Raw genomic sequence first — 17,203 nt, 5'->3', positions numbered from 1 at the left:
CGGTCATGTAATAATGTTGCACGTACCTTTTGCGGCGCTGGACAGGCTTTACCTTTACGTTATCGTCAAGCCATGAGCCTGCCCCCTGCCCTGAGTCGCCTGGCGCTGCCCGTCATCGGGTCCCCGCTGTTCATCATCTCCAATCCGGATCTGGTCATCGCCCAGTGCAAGGCGGGTATCGTCGGGTCGTTTCCAGCCCTGAACGCGCGGCCCGCCAGCCTGCTCGACGAATGGCTGCACCGGATCACCGAGGAGCTGGCGGCGCATGACCGTGCGCATCCCGATCGCCCGGCCGCGCCCTTTGCGGTCAACCAGATCGTCCACCGCTCCAACGACCGGCTGGAGGCGGACTTGGCGGTCTGTGCCAAGTGGAAGGTGCCGATCGTCATCACCTCCCTGGGCGCGCGCGAGGATGTGAATGCGGGCGTCCATCGCTGGGGCGGGATCACGTTGCACGACGTGATCGACGACCGTTTCGCACGCAAGGCGGTGGAGAAAGGCGCGGACGGTCTGATCGCGGTGGCGACCGGCGCGGGCGGCCATGCGGGGCGGCTGTCGCCCTTTGCCCTGGTCCAGGAGATCCGAGGCTGGTTCGATGGGCCGCTGGCGCTGGCGGGGGCGATCGCGACCGGCGACGCCGTCCTGGCGGCGCAGGCGATGGGGGCGGACTTCGCCTATATCGGCTCGCCCTTTATCGCCACGATCGAGGCCAATGCCGCACAGGCCTATAAGCAGGCGGTGGTCGACGGCCGAGCCAGTGACATCGTCTATTCCAGCCTGTTTACCGGTGTTCATGGCAATTACCTGCGCGCCTCGATCGTGGCGGCGGGGCTCGACCCCGATCACCTGCCCGAGGGTGATGCGGCGGCGATGAACTTCGGCGGTGGACAGGCGGCCAAGGCGTGGCGCGACATCTGGGGCGCGGGCCAAGGGATCGGCGCGGTCGACCAGATCCTACCCGCCGCCGAGCGTGTCGCGACACTGGCGCGCCAATATGACGCCGCGCGGGCGCGGCTGTCGCTCGCCCGCTGATCCTTAAAAGGCCTGACCCAGCCGGGCCTGCAATGCCTGCACGGGGCTGCCGACCGGCACCGCGGCGTCGGCCAGTTCGTCCAGCCGCTCGACCCGGCGGTGCAGGTCGAGGCTGGCCTGGGTCAGCCTTTGCGCATGGTCCGGCAAGGCCCCGAGCTGCGCATCATCCGTCTCGGGCGAGCGCCCCAGCCGCCGCACCGGATGGCGCGCATCGGCCCAGCGCATCTCTCCCGCCTCGACCGCGCGCTGGGTCAGCACCCAGGCGATGACATGCATCAGCCGCGTCGTGACCTTCAACGATTCGCACGAAAAGGCGACCCGCGCGACAGGGGCCAGCGCATCGCGCTCGCTCCGCCCCACCCCGTCGAAATAGCCACGCGCGCTCTCCGCCAAAGCCATCGCCTCGGCATAGAGGCTGTCGATCAGTTTCGTGTGGAAAGGGGATTCGGGCAATGCGTTGGCCATGCCCCCTGGCTCGCATGCCGTTCGCGGCGGGGACAAGAGACGGCTTTGCCCCACCTGTCCCGATACGAAGCGCCCGCGCCAGCCGCCGTTCACGCGATGATGTCGGGGATCAACCGGTCCTCCAGCTCCGCCAGCTCGTCGCGCAGGCGCAGCTTGCGTTTCTTCAGACGTGCGATCTGCAACTGGTCGGGGGTCGAGGATTGCAGCAGGGCGGCGATCGCATCGTCCAGATCGCGATGTTCGGTCCGCAACATGTCGATCCGCGCGCGTGCCAGCGTGACGTCCATCCTGCTCCCCCTGATCGGACCGGCGCGGGAAGTCCGACGCCGATCGGGCCCCTGTAGCAAGCGGAAACGCGCGCGGCGAGAGGCCGTAACATGTCGTCGCGCCAAATGCCTCATCCGGTCGATTCTGACGAAAATGAGTGGGGACAGACAGGATTTTTGGTGTTTTAATCACTCCCCCAACAGAAGACAGGAGGTTGAAGCCCATGCATACGGCGCATCAAACGGCCCTGGAGACCAAGCACGCCACGCTTGACCGGCGAATCAGCGCCGAATCACAGCGTCCCGTGCCAGACGCGCTGATCCTGGCGGATCTGAAAAAGCAGAAGCTCAAACTGAAGGAAGAGATGCAAGGCCTATAGCCTTGGCGTGGCCGCGCAGGTCATCCTGACCTGCCGCGGCCTTTGTCGCGGGCCGCCTGTCCGGCAGGCCGCCCGCCTTCGCTGCCCCGGCCATGGGGACAGCCGGCACCCTCAAGTGATAATCAGTGGAACGACCGGGTCCTGCCGCCCGTCGCGGGCTTGGCATATTCCGGCGTCGAAGGGCCGCCGCCCACCGGCCTGCGCACCAGCTTGGGATCGATCTGGCGATCGAACGCCACCCCGACCCGTCCCTGGGTGCACCAGGCGATACGCCCCGACACAGGGCCGATGCCACGCAGATCGAGCGAGACGGGCGTACCGATCTCCACGGCTACGGCCAGTTCGGCCATCAACCCGCCCTCGGAAATATTGCGGACGCGGACATCGCGCGGCTGGGACTCGTCGGCCAGCATCATCTGCGCCATCATCAACAGGCTGTCGCGCTGTCCGGTCCGGTCGCTGCGTTCCACGTCGTCTTGCACCATGTCAGACCTATTAGCGGGTGCGCGGTCCATCGCCATCCTGATTATCCTGCGTACCCGTAAAAATTCCGCGCGACCATGCGCTACGCCGGGTCCCGTTGCCAATCATTAATGGCAACGGATTCGAACCGCCTGTCATCATATGGGGCAAGCCGATTGCGTTCGGTCGGGCCACCCCACCGATCAACGCCCTGATAAGCCCCGACATCCCCGACCGGCATGAACCGGTCGGGGTCATCGCGCCTCAATCGTCGCGGGACACTTTTTCATTGCGCTCGTGACGCTCCTGCGCCTCCACCGTCATGGTCGCGATCGGCCGCGCCTCCAGCCGCCCCAGGCTGATCGGCTCGCCGGTCACCTCGCAATACCCATATTCGCCCTCTTCGATACGACGTAGCGCCGCATCGATCTTGGAGATCAGCTTGCGCTGGCGATCGCGGGTGCGCAGCTCGATCGACCAGTCCGTCTCGCTGGAAGCGCGATCGGTCAGATCGGGTTCGCGCAGCGAATCGACCTGAAGCTGGGACAGCGTCCCCTGCGCCTCGCGCTGGATGGCCTCCTTCCATTCGATCAGCTTGCGGCGGAAATACGCCTGCTGCTTCAGATTCATGAAAGGCTCGTCCGCGCTGGGACGATAATTCTCGTCGATATCGTTGGCCACATCCGGCCCGGTGGAGTCCGTCACGCGATTAAACACCGTCGCCATACCACTCTCCCAAAGGGCCCGTCGGTGCGACGTTCGGCACCGTGTCCTCGGGGCCGCCCCCTGATGGTTGAGAGGGCCTATAATCGGTGCATCCGTCTGCCGCAAGCGACCGGCATTTCGTCGTGTTGCCAATTTCTATAATAATGTTGCGATGTTAACCGAAAATGGACGAATTGGTGCCATTGCGGCCAATTTCCACACCCAATTATCGAATCTCCATCGGCGACCGTCGCACCGCGCTATCGGGTCGGCCGCGCCTTCCGCTACGGAATCCCAAAGCTAGACGGCGGAAAAAACTCCGGACTTGGAGCTTAAGCATTTCTTGGTCACTGTGATGACAATGGCGTAAGAAATGCTGCAATAGGCGTGATCGGACGGCGTGCCGGAACCATCACGCCGCTTGAGCCTTGGTTCGGGCCTTGCACCGTTTGAGGATGTGACGATGTCTGTGCGAATGGCCCTGGCGAAGCTGACGGCATGTGTCGCGGGCGGCGCCGTGATCGGCGGCGGGGCCGTGCATATGGTCGACCGTCCCCAGCGCCCGGCCCTGGTCAAGCAGACCAAGGTCAAGAAGCGTATCGTCCACCACGTCCCGCCGCATCGCAAGCGCCGGATCGTCACGCGTACCGTCACAACGACGACCACGCCGCCGCCGACCATCGTCACCGTCACGACCCAGGAACCGCCGGTCCCCGTCCCCCTGCCCGCCAGCGCACCGCTGGGGACGGGCGGCGGCTATGTCCCCGCCGTGATCGGCGGTTGGGGTGGCGGTTTCGGCGACGGCTGGGGCGGCGGCTGGGGCGGCGGTTTTGGCGGCGGCTTCGGTTTCGGTGGCGGCGGATCGAACGGCAATATCATCATTTCCTCGACCAGCAGCGGCGGGTCGACGTCCACGTCATCGGCCTCGGGCGGGTCGTCGACATCGTCGGGCAATGTCTCGTCGACCAGTTCGTCATCCGGCAATGTCAGTTCGTCGAGCGCGTCCAGTGCCTCCTCGGCATCGTCCGCTTCCTCGGCGTCCTCGAGCGGCTATGCGTCGAGCAGCAGCGGCTGGTCGTCCAACGGCTCCTCGGCCAGTTCCGCCAGCAGCGCGTCGTCGGCGTCCAGCGCCTCGTCCACATCCTCGGCCAGCAGCGCGTCATCGTCGGGCGGCGACAAACCGCCGGTCACGCCGGTTCCTGCCCCGCCGATGGTCCTGCTGTTCGGCAGCGCCGCGGCAGCGCTGGTCATCCGGCGGCGACTGGCCAAGCCGAAAACGGCCTGACCGCGTCGCCGCCGGGCAAGGGCAATCAGGCCTTTTGCAGCGCGGCCTCGATCTCGGGCACGGGATGGCCGGTCAAATCCTTGGCCAGTTCACCCACCAGCCGATCCTCGACCGCCTTGTGATAATGTTTGCGCAACTCGCCCAGCGTCTTGGGCGGGGCGACGACGATCAGCGCCTCGAACTCGTTGGCGAGCGCGCGGCGCTTGAGCATCTCGGCGGTTTCGGCGGCGAAGCGATCCTCCTCCTGCTGGTGATAATCGGTTTCGCCCATCGATCCGCGCGAGGCGGCGAACTGGGCACCCTGGCCACCACCGCCCGCCAGATTCGATCCGCCCTGCGCGATCGGCGGCGCACCGGGGCCGCTCTGGGTCGAGGATGCGGCCCCCGCACTATCGGTCTTCTGATCGCGGTCCGCCGGATTGGGATGTTCGACCGCGTGTTCGACGATCAGATTGGGATATTCGGCATCCCCTTCGTTACGGAAGAACAGGCTCTTGCGGCCATCGACGACCAGCACGAAGCTGTTATGCGGCACCTGCATCGCGTTTCTCCTTCTATGTGCAAAGGGGTAACGCAAGGTCTTCGCCACGGGTTGCGTGACGGCGGAGCGAAGGCCATAGCCTCTCGCCCATGCACGACATTCGCCTGATCCGGGACGACCCCGCCGCCTTCGACGCCGCCCTTGCCAAGCGGGGCGCCGCGCCCCAGGCCGACACGCTGATCGCGATCGACGAGCGTCGCCGCGCGATCATCGCCGAGGCGCAAGGGGCGCAGACGCGCCGCAACGACCTGTCCAAGCAGATCGGCCAGGCCAAGGCGGCCAAGGACGAGGCGCGCGCGCAAGGATTGATGGACGAGGTCGCCGCGCTGAAGGCCAAGCTCCCCGAACTGGAGGAGCAGGAACGCAGCGTCGAGGCCGAACTGAACAGCGCACTCGCCGCCATTCCCAACCTGCCCGCCGCCGATGTGCCGCAAGGCGCGGACGAGAATGACAATGCGCTGGTCCATCAGAAGGGCGAACCGACCAGCTTCACGTTCGAGGCGCGCGAGCATGACGCGATCGCGCCCGCGCTGGGCATGGATTTCGAAACCGGCGTCGCGCTGTCGGGCGCGCGCTTCACCCTGCTGCGCGGGCCGATCGCACGGCTGTCGCGCGCGCTCGGCCAGTTCATGCTCGACCGGATGACCGAGCAGCATGGCTTCGAACTGGTCCAGCCGCCACTGCTGGTCCGCGACGAAGCGGCGTTCGGCACCGGGCAGTTGCCCAAATTCGCCGAAGACCTGTTCCGCACCACCGATGGCCGCTGGCTGATCCCGACGGCCGAAGTCTCGCTGACCAATATCGTGCGCGAGGCGATCCTGAGCGAGACCGAACTGCCGCTGCGCTTCACCGCGCTGACCCCCTGTTTCCGGTCGGAAGCGGGCGCGGCGGGGCGCGACACGCGCGGGCTGATCCGCCAGCACCAGTTCGACAAGGTCGAGATGGTGTCGATCACCACGCCCGAGCAATCGGATGCCGAGCATGAGCGGATGACCGCCGCCGCCGAAGGCGTGCTGGAGGCGCTTGGCCTGCCCTATCGCCGGATGCTGCTGTGCACGGGCGACATGGGCTTCTCGGCCGCGCGCACCTATGACCTGGAGGTCTGGCTGCCCGGACAGGCGCGCTATCGTGAGATTTCGTCCTGCTCGACCTGCACCGATTTCCAGGCGCGCCGGATGATGGCGCGCTATCGCCCCGCCGAGGGCAAGGGGACGCGCTTCGTCCATACCCTGAACGGCTCGGGACTGGCGGTCGGCCGTACCCTGGTCGCGGTGATCGAGAATTATCAGCAGGCGGACGGCTCGGTCGTCGTGCCGGACATGCTGCAGCCTTATCTGGGCGGACAGGCGGTGCTGGAGCCGCGCTGATGCGCATCCTGCTCACCAATGACGACGGCTATCATGCGCCGGGCCTGGCCGCACTGGAGCGGATCGCGGCGACGCTGTCGGACGATATCTGGATCGTCGCACCCGCCGAGGACCAGTCGGGGACCAGCCGCTCGCTGACCCTGACCCGGCCGATGCGGTTGCGTCAGTTCGGTGAGCGGCGCTTTGCGGTGACGGGGACACCGACCGATTCGGTGCTGATGGCGCTGGGCGAGGTGATGGCGGACCACAAGCCCGACCTGATCCTGTCGGGCGTCAATCGCGGCGCCAATCTGGGCGAGGATGTCTTGTATTCCGGCACGGTGTCGGCGGCGATGGAAGGGGCGCTGGCAGGCATACGCTCGGTCGCGCTCAGTCAGCGTTATGCGCAGCAGGCGGTCGGCGACGCGGTATCCTTTGCGACTGCGGAGGCCTGGGGCGAGCGGGTGCTTCGCCCACTGCTCGACCTGGACCTTGCCCCGCGCACTTTGCTCAACGTCAACTTCCCGCCGGTCGCGCCGGACGCGGTGCAGGGTATCCGCGTGGCGCGCCAGGGCCTGCGCGACTATGGCCGCGCCCGGTTCGAACGGCGCGCCGACCCGCGCGGCTATGACTATTACTGGCTGGCGCTGGGCCGCCTGCCGCACCAGCCGGGCCAGGACAGCGACCTGGATGCCATTGCCGCGGATTGCATCGCGGTAACGCCTTTGCAACTCGACCTGACACATGAACCCTCATTCGTTATGCTTAACGAAGCCTATCGCTGAACGGGTTCTTGGGGGGACTAGGGGTTGAGTCGGACATCGGGCGCCATCGGGCGCATCATCGGCGCGGGGCTGCTCGTATCGGGTTGCATTCCAAATATGGAGCCGCCAATGCGTGCGGCCGAACCCGTCGCGCCGCTCCCCGCCGCGCCCGTCGACGCCGCCCCGCCCCAGGTCGTGCCGATGCCCCGCCCTGCCCCGGCCAGGCCCATCGCCAGACCGAACCCATCGCGCCCCGCGATCCGCCGATCGGTGCCGGTGACGCCGGGCCGCACCGCCCCGCGCGTGGCACAGGCTATGCCCGTCATCGAGAAGCCGATGCCGGCCACGCCCCCCACGCCCCGTGTCTCCAGCTTGCCTGCGCCGCGCCCGTCCTGGGAAGTGCGCCCCGTCACCCCCGATGCGCGCGAAATCGCCGACACGACCTACATCGTCCAACCGGGCGATACGCTGCGCGCTATTGCGGACCGTACGGGTGCGGGCTCGGAAGCGATCGCGCGCGCCAATGCGCTGACCCCGCCCTTCATGATCCGTGCGGGCCAGCGGCTGACCATTCCCGGCGGCCGCTATCATCTGGTCCGCTCGGGCGAGAGCGGTATCGCCATCGCGCGCGCCTATGGCGTCGCATGGTCGCGCATCGTCGAGGCCAATGCGCTAACCGAGCCGTTCGTCCTGCGTGCGGGACAGCGCATCCTGATCCCCGGTATGGCGGTCGGCGCCATACCGCTCAGCAGCGCGGCCGAGCGGGCCGCCGCCTTCACGCTCGATGTCGATGACATCCTGACCGGCGGTGAGCCTGCCCTCGCCAGCAACCAGGAACCCGCCAAGCCCAGCCCAACGCCGCGCCGCGTCCTGCCGCCGACCGCCGTCGTCGCCGCGCCCACCCGGTTGCGCTCGGGCTTTGCCTGGCCGGTCGAGGGCAAGGTCGTGAAACGCTTCGGCGCAGGGTCGAGTGGCGAGCGCAATGATGGGATCAAGATCGCGGTGCCGATCGGTACGCCGATCAAGGCAACGGCGGACGGCGTGGTCGCCTATGTCGGCGACGGTATCGCGGCGCTGGGCGGCCTCGTCATCGTCAAGCATGGCGATGGCTGGACCAGCGTCTATGGCCATGCCTCCAAGCTGATGGTCCAGCGCGGCCAGAGCGTGAAGCGCGGCCAGACGCTGGCCCTGTCCGGACAGACGGGTTTCGCTGACCGGCCCGAACTGCATTTCGAACTGCGCCGTGGCCGCACGCCCGTCGATCCGCTCAGCCAGCTGCCGGGGCACTGACGCCCCCTTCCGCAATCCTGAACATCGCCTAACAGGCGGTTCAGGATTCGGAACGCCGTGACCTGCCATAGGTTGAAAACGAACATGGGGCCGGTGCCCCTGGGAGTTGGCGTATGAAAAAGCTGTTCCATGGTTTGGCCTTGATCGGCCTTTCGGTTGCGGGCGTAGCGGCGACGATGGCACTGCCCGTCTCCAGCGCCCAGGCCCAGTCGTGGCGCGACGACGGCCCCCGTTTTGACCGCGATCGCCGGGACTGGCGTGACGACCGCCCGGACTGGCGCGAGGATCGTCGTGATCGGCGTGATGATCGCGGCGACTGGCGGGGCGAACGGCGGGGCTGGCGCGATGATCGGGGCTGGCGAGGTGACGACTGGCGCGCCCGGCGCGAGGCCCGCGTCGCGCGCGAATATGATCGTGCCCGCCGCACCCCCGGCTATGTCGATCCGCGCTCGCAGGGCGACTATACCAACTATACCGGCCCCGGTTCGGGCTATCGCCCCTGCCGCTATGTCCAGCGCAACGGGCGGACGCTCTGCCGCTGATCGTCGGTTTCCTGTGGGGTGACGAACGCGGATCGGCGGTGTAACGAGCCACGCCTATGGCATACACGTCCGATCTGCTTCGCACCCTGGATGAACGGGGTTACGTCCACCAGATGACCGATGCCGCCGCGCTGGACACGCTGGCGGCGTCGGGGGTCGTGCCCGGCTATATCGGCTTCGATCCGACCGCGCCGTCACTCCACGTCGGCAGCCTGGTGCAGATCATGCTCCTGCGCCGGATGCAGCAGACCGGGCACAAGCCGATCGTCCTGATGGGCGGCGGCACCGGCAAGATCGGCGATCCCAGCTTCAAGGACGAGGCGCGCAAGCTGCTCGCCGAAGATGGCATTCAGGCCAATGTCGCCTCGATCAAGCGCATTTTCGAACGCTTCCTGACCTTCGGCGACGGACCCAGCGATGCGGTCATGGTCGACAATGCCGACTGGCTCGACAAGCTGGAATATATCCCCTTCCTGCGTGAAGTGGGCCAGCATTTCTCGGTCAACCGGATGCTGTCGTTCGATTCGGTGAAGCTGCGGCTCGACCGCGAACAGTCGCTGAGCTTCCTCGAATTCAACTATATGATCCTCCAGGCCTATGACTTCCGCGAGCTGGCGCAGCGCCATGGCTGCCGGTTGCAGATGGGCGGGTCGGACCAGTGGGGCAATATCGTCAACGGCATCGAACTCGCCCGCCGCATGGACGGGACCGAGGTGTTCGGCGTGACCACCCCGCTCATCACCACGGCGGACGGCGGCAAGATGGGCAAGACCATGGCGGGCGCGGTCTGGCTGCACGAGGACCAGTTGCCGCACTTTGATTACTGGCAGTTCTGGCGCAACACCGACGACCGTGACGTGGGCCGCTTCCTGCGCCTGTTCACCGACCTGCCGCTGGACGAGATCGCCCGCCTCGAAAAGCTGGAAGGCGCGGAGATCAACGAGGCCAAGAAGATCCTCGCTAACGAAGCCACCGCCATGTGCCGTGGCCGCGCGGCGGCGGACGAAGCGGCCGAGACGGCACGGCGGACCTTCGAGGAAGGATCGGCAGGCGCGGCATTGCCGAGCTTTGCGGTCGCGGGCGGATCGATCACCATCGTCGATGCGCTGATCGGGCTGGGCTTCGCCAAGTCCAAGGGCGAAGCACGGCGCCTGATCGCGGGCGGCGGCGCACGCGTCGATGGCGAGAAGATTGCGGACGAGAATGCCGTCATCGCGGTCGGCACGGAACCGGTGAAGGTTTCCTCGGGGAAGAAGAATCACGGCTTGCTGACGGCAGGGTGATTCTCTTGGCCTTCGATTGCGCTCAGGCTGAACGGGGTTCGGGAAGATAGGCCTTCGCCCCACATTGTACCCCGGCGAAGGCCGGGGCCCAGTTTCTAAGCGGCCGGCGAAGCGGGACCACGCTGCGTGGGAGGCTTTCTCTCCACCCATTCAACCGCAAAGCAACTGGACCCCGGCCTACGCCGGGGTACGGTTACGTTGATAAGCCAGGCCTTCACCCTCGCCGCACCACCACCGCCCCCGCAATCACCAGCGCGACTCCAATGACCTTGCCCATCGTCACCGGCTCTACCCGCACCCCGAACAGCCCGAAATGGTCGACGATCAGCGCCGCCACCAACTGGCTGGCGATCGCCGCCGTCAGCGCGACCGAAATGCCGAGACGCGGCGCCGCATAGGCCAGCACCGCGACGAAACCCGCGCCGTAGAACCCGCCAAGCCAAGCCCAACCCGGCGCGCCCTTGAGCGCCGCCGGACTGGTCCGGTCGATCGCGGCCCAGGCCACCGCCAGTACCACGGTCCCGATCAGGAAAGAGGTCAGCGCCGCCAGCACCACCGAGCCGGAAGCCTTGGCCAGCGCGGCATTGGTCGGCGGCTGGATCGCCAGACCGATGCCGGCGATCAGGACGAGGATGAGCGGAAAAAACGCAGCCATCCGCGCCCAACGCGACGAACGCCGCTTCGTTCAGCCCGACCGCAACAGCGCGACGCCCGCATCCCGCTCGAACAGATAAAGCGCCGTCCGCGCCGCCTGTCCGCGCGGGGCCTCCAGTCCCCCATCGCGGTCGATCAGCAGCCGCGCATCGTCCTGCGCACATTGCATCAGGTCGGCCATATTTTCAGGCGTGGCCAGCCGGAACGCCATCTCCCCCGACTGCCGCGTGCCGAGTAGCTCCCCAGCCCCGCGCAACCGCAAATCCTCCTCCGCGATGCGGAAGCCGTCATTGGTTTCGCGCATCAGGGCGAGCCGCGCCCGCGAGGTTTCCGACAGATGGCTTCCCCGCAGGAGCAGACAGCGCGACAGCCCCCCGCCCCGCCCGACCCGACCGCGCAACTGGTGCAACTGCGCGAGCCCGAAGCGGTCGGCATGTTCGATGACGATCAGCGTCGCGTTGGGCACGTCCACCCCCACCTCGATCACCGTCGTCGCGACCAGCACGCCCAGCCGCCCGCCCGCGAACGCCTCCATGACGGCGTCCTTCTCGGCGGGCTTCATCTTGCCATGGACCAGCCCCACCCGCTCGCCGAACCGGGCGCGCAGGGTCTCGGCGCGCATCTCGGCAGCGGCGAGGTCGGACTTCTCGCTCTCCTCGACCAGCGGGCACACCCAATAGGCCTGCCCGCCGTCCGACAAATGACGGCCGAGTGCGTTGACCACCTCGTCCAGCCGGTCCTCGGACACCACCCGCGTCTCGATCGGTTGGCGGCCGGGCGGCATCTCGTCCAATCGGCTGACATCCATCTCGCCATAATTGGCGAGCGTCAGCGTGCGCGGGATCGGCGTTGCGGTCATCGCCAGCAGGTGCGGCGGGGCCTTGCCCTTGGCGGACAGCATCATCCGCTGCGCCACGCCGAAGCGGTGCTGCTCGTCCACTACGACCAGCGCGAGGTCGCGGTAGGTCACCGTTTCCTGAAAGATTGCATGCGTGCCGACAAGAATGTCGATCTCCCCCGCCGCCAGCGCCATCAGCGTGGCCTCGCGCGCCTTGCCCTTGTCGCGGCCGGTCAGCACCGCGATCTCGACCGGCAGCCCGGCGAGCGTCTTGCGTAGCGTTTCATAATGCTGGCGCGCCAGGATTTCGGTCGGGGCCAGCATCGCCGCCTGCGCCCCCGCCTCGACCGCGATCAGCATCGCCATCGCCGCCACCAGCGTCTTGCCCGCGCCGACGTCACCCTGGAGCAGCCGCAGCATCGGCGCGTCCTGCGCCAGATCGCCCTCGATCTCGCGCACCGTCCGGCTCTGCGCGCCGGTCAGCGTATAGGGCAGCTTGAGCATGTCGCGCAGGCGCCCGTCACCGTTGAGGGCCCGCCCGCGCCGCTTGCGGGTATCGGCGCGGACCAGCGTCATCGCCAGCTGATTGGCGAACACTTCGTCATAGCCCAGCCGCTCACGTGCCTTGGCATCGGCCGGATCGGCATGGATGCGGGCCAGTGCGTCCTTCCAGTCGGGCCAGCCGCGCTGCGCCTTCAGTCCCGGCTCGATCCATTCGGGCAACTCGGGTGAACGCTCGACGGCCTGCGCCGCCAGCGCGCCCAGCCGCCGCGAGGTGATCCCCTCCGACAGCGGATAGATCGCCTCGCGCTCCCGGAAATCCTCGGCACTGTCGCCCAGATCGGGATGCACGATCTGCAAATCCTGGCCGTACAGGTCGAGGCGGCCGGACACGACCTTGGTTTCGCCGATCGGCAGCAGCTTCTTCACCCAACCCGAATTGCCGCCGAAATAGACCAGCGCCACGCTGTTGCCCGCCGCATCCTCGGCGCGGACGCGCGTCGGCCCGCGCGGGGACGATGAGGCGCGATGCTCCTTTACGGTCAACGAAATGGCGATCACCCGCCCCGCGTCCGACACCATCAGTTCGTCGCGCGGAAAACGGTCGATATGACCGGTCGGCAGATGAAAGGCGACATCGACCACCCGCGCGATGCGCAGACGCTCGAGCGGCTTGGCGAGGCCGGGCCCGACGCCTTTCAGCGACGTGACCTCGGCGAACAGCGGATTGAGGATATTGGGACGCATGACTAGATGGGTCTGTATAGCCTCTGCTTCGTACGCCGCCAGAGCGTGCGGAACCTATTCTCGTTCGATCGGAGCCTCATGGACCACGAAACCCGTATCAAGCGCCTCCGCTTCCGCGCCTGGCATCGCGGCACCAAGGAAGCCGACCTGATGATCGGCGGCTTTTTCGACGCGCATCACGAGACGCTGAGCCAAGAAGAACTCGACTGGTTCGAGGCGCTGCTGGAGGAGCAGGATGTCGACATCATGGCCTGGGCCATCGGCACCCAAGCATGTCCCCCGCAATGGGACGGCCCGGTGATGCAGCGGATGCGCGCGCTGAATTTCGTGCCGATCGCCCGGTAACTTATTCCCGCGCGGATGATTTGATCCGAGCCTAGCCCCTCCCCTTCAGGGGAGGGGTTGGGGTGGGGCCTCACCAAGAGCGCCACGCTCGCGGAAGTGCCCCACCCCCGGCCCCTCCCCTGAAGGGGAGGGGTGAAGGACGCTGACGACACCATGCTTCAACACCCCAGTTTCGGAACCCCATGCCCGATATCAAGACGATCCTGTCCGCCAAAAGCCCGCTGACCCTGTCGGGCGTTCCGGCGGGGTTCCTGCCCGTGCTGCTCGCCGATCTGGCACGCGCCGCCACGACGCGCGCGGTGTTCATCTGCGCCGACGAAGCACAGATGCGCGAACTGGCCTCGACCGCGACCTATTTCGCGCCCGAGCTGGAAATATTGCAGATCCCCGCCTGGGACTGCCTGCCCTATGACCGCGCCTCGCCGACCTTGCGCGTCATGGCGGAGCGGATCGCGGGGCTTCACCGGCTCCAGGCAAAGCCCAAGACGCCGCAGCTGGTCCTGACCACCGCCAATGCCGCGACCCAGCGGGTACTGACGCCGTTCCGCATCCGGCAACTGGTCGCCCGCCTCGCGCCCGGCGAGCGGATCGGGCTGGAAAAGCTGTCGGCGCTGCTTCAGGCGAATGGCTATGTCCGCACCGAGACGGTGCACGACCAGGGCGAATTCGCGGTGCGCGGCGGCCTGGTCGATCTGTTCCCCAGCGGCGAGGAACAGGCGCTACGCCTCGACTTCTTCGGCGACGAGATCGAGAGCGTCCGCACCTTCGACCCCGCCGACCAGCGTACGACGGGCCGGATCGAAGGCTTCACCCTGCTTCCCGCCTCCGAGGCGCTGCTCGACGAGGAATCGATCAAGCGCTTCCGCACCCGCTACCGCGAAACCTTCGGCGCGACCGCGACCGGCGATCCGCTCTACCAGGCGGTGTCCGAGGGGCGGCGCATGGCGGGCATGGAGCATTGGCTGCCGCTGTTCGAGGAGAAGCTGTCGACGCTGTTCGACCATCTCGGCGACGGCGCGGTGGTGGTGCGCGACAGCGGCGTGACGGCGGCGGCGACAGCCCGGTTCGAGGCGGTGGCCGACTATTACGAAAACCGCAAACGGGCCGAGGCCGCGCAACCGGGCAGCTTCCGCCCACTGCCTGCCAAGGCGCTCTACCTCGCGCCCAAGGAATGGGACGAAGGGCTGCAGGCTGCGACCGCGCATCTCGTCTCGCCCTTCCACGAGCCGGAAAGTGCCACCGTCCTCGACTTCGAGGTCGACGGCGCGCGCGATTTCGCCCCCGAACGCGCGGCCCACGCCAATATCTATGAGGCGGTCGTCGACCATGTCGAAGGCTTACGCAAGGACGGCCGCAAGCCTGTCCTCGCCAGCTATTCGGTGGGCGCGCGCGAGCGGCTCGGCAGCCTGCTGAAGGATCATGGGCTGAAGGGGGCCAAGGCCGCCGAAACCTGGCAGGAAGCGCTGGGCATCGCCGACACGTCGAAAAGCTTCGGCGTCGCGCTGGTCGTCCTGCCGCTCGACCATGGCTTCACTGCGCCGGGCATTGCGGTGCTGACCGAGCAGGACATGCTGGGCGACCGGCTGATCCGGCGGCAGAAAAGGCGCAAGTCGGCCGACGCGTTCCTGGCCGAGCTGGCGACGCTCTCGCCCGGCGATCTGGTCGTGCACTCGGATCACGGGATCGGCCGCTATGAGGGGCTGACCTCGATCCCCGTCGGCAAGAGCCCGCATGACTGTGTGGCGCTCTCCTATGCGGGCGGCGACAAGCTGTACGTGCCGGTCGAAAATCTCGAAGTCCTGACCCGCTATGGCTCGGGCGAGGACGGCGCGACGCTGGACCGTCTGGGCGGCGAGGCGTGGCAGCGGCGCAAGGCCAGGATGAAGGAGCGCATCCGCGAGATCGCGGGCGAGCTGATCGCGGTGGCCGCCGAACGCGCGCTGCGCCCCGGCGAAGTGGCCGAACCGGACAGCGCGGGCTATCCCGCGTTCGTCGACCGTTTCCCCTACGAGGAAACCGACGATCAGGACCGCGCGATCGACGATGTGCTGGGCGACCTGACCGCAGGCAAGCCGATGGACCGGCTGATCGTCGGCGATGTCGGCTTCGGCAAGACCGAGGTGGCCCTTCGCGCCGCCTTCGTCGCGGCGATGGCCGGGATGCAGGTGGCGGTGGTCTGCCCGACCACGCTCCTCGCGCGCCAGCACTACAACAATTTCGTTACGCGGTTTGAGGGCTTCCCGATCAAGATCGGCCGCCTCTCCCGCCTCGTCACCGCCGCCGAGGCCAAGCGGACCAAGGACGGCGCGGCGTCGGGTGATCTCGACATCGTCGTCGGCACCCATGCGCTGCTGGCCAAGAATGTGGAGTTCAAGCGGCTCGGCCTCGTCATCGTCGATGAGGAGCAGCGGTTCGGCGTGACCCACAAGGAGCGGCTGAAGGCGCTGAAAGCCGACGTCCATATGCTGACGCTGACCGCCACGCCGATCCCGCGCACGCTGCAAATGGCGATGTCGGGCCTGCGCGAACTGTCGGTGATCCAGACCCCGCCGGTCGATCGCCTGGCGGTGCGCACCTATGTCATGCCCTGGGACCCGGTCGTGCTGCGCGAGGCTCTCTTACGCGAACATTATCGCGGCGGGCAGAGCTTCCTCGTCACCCCGCGCGTCGCCGACCTGCCGGATATCGAGGAGTATCTGCGCAAGGAGGTGCCCGAGGTCCGCTATGTCGTCGCGCACGGCCAGATGTCGGCGACCGAGGTCGAAGAGCGCATGTCCGCCTTTTACGACCGCAAGTTCGAGGTGCTGGTGTCGACCACCATCATCGAAAGCGGCATCGACATTCCGTCCGCCAACACGATGATCGTCAACCGCGCCGACCGCTTCGGCCTGGCCCAGCTCTATCAGTTGCGCGGGCGGGTCGGCCGGTCGAAAACCCGCGCCTATGCCTATATGGTCACCCCCCCTGAGCGGATGATGACCGAGGCGGCGGAGAAGCGGCTGAAGGTGCTATCCGACCTCGACTCGCTGGGCGCGGGCTTCCAGTTGGCGAGCCATGACCTCGACATTCGAGGGGCTGGCAATCTGCTCGGCGACGAGCAGTCGGGGCATATCAAGGAGGTCGGCTACGAACTCTACCAGTCGATGCTGGAGGAGGCGATCCTGGAGGCCAAGGCGGGCGGCGCGTTCGAGAAGAAGCGCGACTTCTCGCCCCAGATCACCGTCGATGCGCCGATCCTGATCCCGGACGATTACGTCCCCGATCTCGACCTGCGCATGGGGCTGTATCGGCGTCTCAACGACCTGGAAAAGAACAGGGAAGTGGAGGAATTCGCCGCCGAGATGATCGACCGCTTTGGCCCGCTGCCCGAGGCGACCGACAACCTCATCCAGGTCATCAAGATCAAGCTGAACGCCAAGACGGCGTGCATCGCCAAGATGGACGTCGGCCCGCGCGGGGTGCTGGTGGCGTTCCACGACAATCGTCCACCCAATGTCGACGGGCTGTTCGCCTATGTCGAGCGACTGGGCGAACTCGCCAAGCTGCGCCCCGACGGCAGGCTGGTGCTCAACCGCGCCTGGCCGGACCCCAAGGCACGGCTGCACGGCGCGCTGCAATTGTCGAAGGGCTTGGCCAAAGCGGCGGGGTAATTCCGTTCCTCCCCATCTCCGATGGGGAGGGGGACCGCGCCCGCAGGGCGTGGTGGAGGGGCAAGGGGCTGGATACAAACGTCGGGGAAAAGCCCCTCCACCACCGC

18 protein-coding genes are annotated in these 17,203 nt (G+C 67.1%); 10 read left to right on the top strand and 8 right to left on the bottom strand.

Annotated features, from left to right (window positions below; all coding sequences use genetic code 11):
• The first annotated feature begins 72 nt into the window (after nt 1-72).
• A complete protein-coding gene (locus tag U1H82_RS03615; protein ID WP_322963549.1) occupies nt 73-1,032 on the top strand; it encodes an NAD(P)H-dependent flavin oxidoreductase in 960 nt (319 codons plus the stop codon).
• A 3-nt stretch (nt 1,033-1,035) separates the two neighbouring features.
• On the opposite strand, the gene U1H82_RS03610 is transcribed toward U1H82_RS03615, so the two are convergent.
• Together U1H82_RS03610 and U1H82_RS03605 are read right to left on the bottom strand one after the other, a co-directional pair.
• A complete protein-coding gene (locus U1H82_RS03610; protein ID WP_322963548.1) occupies nt 1,036-1,497 on the bottom strand; it encodes a DUF1465 family protein in 462 nt (153 codons plus the stop codon).
• Nucleotides 1,498-1,586: 89 nt separating this feature from the next.
• A complete protein-coding gene (locus U1H82_RS03605; protein ID WP_042482878.1) occupies nt 1,587-1,784 on the bottom strand; it encodes a YdcH family protein in 198 nt (65 codons plus the stop codon).
• Nucleotides 1,785-1,987: 203 nt separating this feature from the next.
• Here U1H82_RS03605 and U1H82_RS03600 point away from each other — a divergent pair, with 203 nt between their 5' ends.
• Nucleotides 1,988-2,143: a DUF465 domain-containing protein gene (locus tag U1H82_RS03600; RefSeq protein WP_175311339.1), complete on the top strand. Its 156-nt coding sequence runs from the start codon at nt 1,988-1,990 to the stop codon at nt 2,141-2,143.
• Between the two features lie 122 nt (nt 2,144-2,265).
• Here the strand turns inward: U1H82_RS03600 and U1H82_RS03595 are convergent, their stop codons facing one another.
• Both U1H82_RS03595 and dksA read right to left on the bottom strand, forming a co-directional pair.
• Nucleotides 2,266-2,628, bottom strand: coding sequence for a PilZ domain-containing protein (locus tag U1H82_RS03595; RefSeq protein WP_322963547.1), 363 nt, complete (start codon nt 2,626-2,628; stop codon nt 2,266-2,268).
• 241 nt (nt 2,629-2,869) lie between these two features.
• Entirely contained in the window at nt 2,870-3,331 is a 462-nt protein-coding gene (gene dksA / locus U1H82_RS03590; RefSeq protein ID WP_322963546.1) for an RNA polymerase-binding protein DksA, read from the bottom strand.
• Between the two features lie 442 nt (nt 3,332-3,773).
• Between dksA and U1H82_RS03585 the strand changes: the two genes are divergently transcribed.
• Complete coding sequence (locus tag U1H82_RS03585) at nt 3,774-4,595, top strand: PEP-CTERM sorting domain-containing protein (RefSeq protein WP_322963545.1); 822 nt, start codon at nt 3,774-3,776, stop codon at nt 4,593-4,595.
• Nucleotides 4,596-4,620: 25 nt separating this feature from the next.
• Here U1H82_RS03585 and U1H82_RS03580 read toward each other — a convergent pair whose 3' ends face one another.
• The gene (locus U1H82_RS03580; protein WP_322963544.1) at nt 4,621-5,136 is read right to left on the bottom strand and encodes a host attachment family protein; all 516 of its coding nucleotides are present in this window, start codon (nt 5,134-5,136) and stop codon (nt 4,621-4,623) included.
• Nucleotides 5,137-5,225: 89 nt separating this feature from the next.
• On the opposite strand from U1H82_RS03580, the gene serS reads away from it, so the two are divergent.
• A complete protein-coding gene (gene serS, locus U1H82_RS03575; protein ID WP_322963543.1) occupies nt 5,226-6,503 on the top strand; it encodes a serine--tRNA ligase in 1,278 nt (425 codons plus the stop codon).
• Entirely contained in the window at nt 6,503-7,267 is a 765-nt protein-coding gene (gene surE / locus U1H82_RS03570) for a 5'/3'-nucleotidase SurE (RefSeq protein ID WP_322963542.1), read from the top strand. The genes serS and surE overlap by 1 nt, the downstream gene beginning before the upstream one ends.
• 17 nt (nt 7,268-7,284) lie before the next feature.
• Here surE and U1H82_RS03565 read toward each other — a convergent pair whose 3' ends face one another.
• Nucleotides 7,285-7,593: a hypothetical protein gene (locus U1H82_RS03565; protein WP_322963801.1), complete on the bottom strand. Its 309-nt coding sequence runs from the start codon at nt 7,591-7,593 to the stop codon at nt 7,285-7,287.
• Here U1H82_RS03565 and U1H82_RS03560 point away from each other — a divergent pair.
• The 3 genes from U1H82_RS03560 to tyrS all read left to right on the top strand — a co-directional run bounded on the left by U1H82_RS03560 (nt 7,562) and on the right by tyrS (nt 10,361).
• The gene (locus U1H82_RS03560; RefSeq protein ID WP_322963541.1) at nt 7,562-8,536 is read left to right on the top strand and encodes a peptidoglycan DD-metalloendopeptidase family protein; all 975 of its coding nucleotides are present in this window, start codon (nt 7,562-7,564) and stop codon (nt 8,534-8,536) included. The two genes, U1H82_RS03565 and U1H82_RS03560, sit on opposite strands and share 32 nt — an antisense overlap.
• A gap of 113 nt (nt 8,537-8,649) precedes the next feature.
• Complete coding sequence (locus tag U1H82_RS03555) at nt 8,650-9,078, top strand: hypothetical protein (protein ID WP_322963540.1); 429 nt, start codon at nt 8,650-8,652, stop codon at nt 9,076-9,078.
• A gap of 56 nt (nt 9,079-9,134) precedes the next feature.
• Nucleotides 9,135-10,361, top strand: coding sequence for a tyrosine--tRNA ligase (gene tyrS / locus U1H82_RS03550; RefSeq protein WP_322963539.1), 1,227 nt, complete (start codon nt 9,135-9,137; stop codon nt 10,359-10,361).
• A 214-nt stretch (nt 10,362-10,575) separates the two neighbouring features.
• Here the strand turns inward: tyrS and U1H82_RS03545 are convergent, their stop codons facing one another.
• The gene (locus tag U1H82_RS03545; protein WP_322963538.1) at nt 10,576-11,016 is read right to left on the bottom strand and encodes a DMT family transporter; all 441 of its coding nucleotides are present in this window, start codon (nt 11,014-11,016) and stop codon (nt 10,576-10,578) included.
• Nucleotides 11,017-11,046: 30 nt separating this feature from the next.
• Nucleotides 11,047-13,101, bottom strand: a complete 2,055-nt coding sequence (gene recG / locus U1H82_RS03540; protein WP_322963537.1) for an ATP-dependent DNA helicase RecG — start codon at nt 13,099-13,101, stop codon at nt 11,047-11,049.
• A 78-nt stretch (nt 13,102-13,179) separates the two neighbouring features.
• Here recG and U1H82_RS03535 point away from each other — a divergent pair, with 78 nt between their 5' ends.
• Both U1H82_RS03535 and mfd read left to right on the top strand, forming a co-directional pair.
• Complete coding sequence (locus tag U1H82_RS03535; protein ID WP_322963536.1) at nt 13,180-13,446, top strand: FAD assembly factor SdhE; 267 nt, start codon at nt 13,180-13,182, stop codon at nt 13,444-13,446.
• 182 nt (nt 13,447-13,628) lie between these two features.
• On the top strand, nt 13,629-17,096 hold the full coding sequence (gene mfd / locus U1H82_RS03530; protein ID WP_322963535.1) for a transcription-repair coupling factor: 3,468 nt from the start codon (nt 13,629-13,631) through the stop codon (nt 17,094-17,096).
• Nucleotides 17,097-17,203 lie beyond the last annotated feature (107 nt).

This window comes from Sphingomonas fuzhouensis (assembly GCF_034659795.1).
Taxonomy (GTDB): domain Bacteria; phylum Pseudomonadota; class Alphaproteobacteria; order Sphingomonadales; family Sphingomonadaceae; genus Sphingomonas; species Sphingomonas fuzhouensis.
The sequence above is the reverse complement of the archived record's forward strand: the minus strand, read 5'-3'. Positions and strand labels throughout refer to the sequence as shown.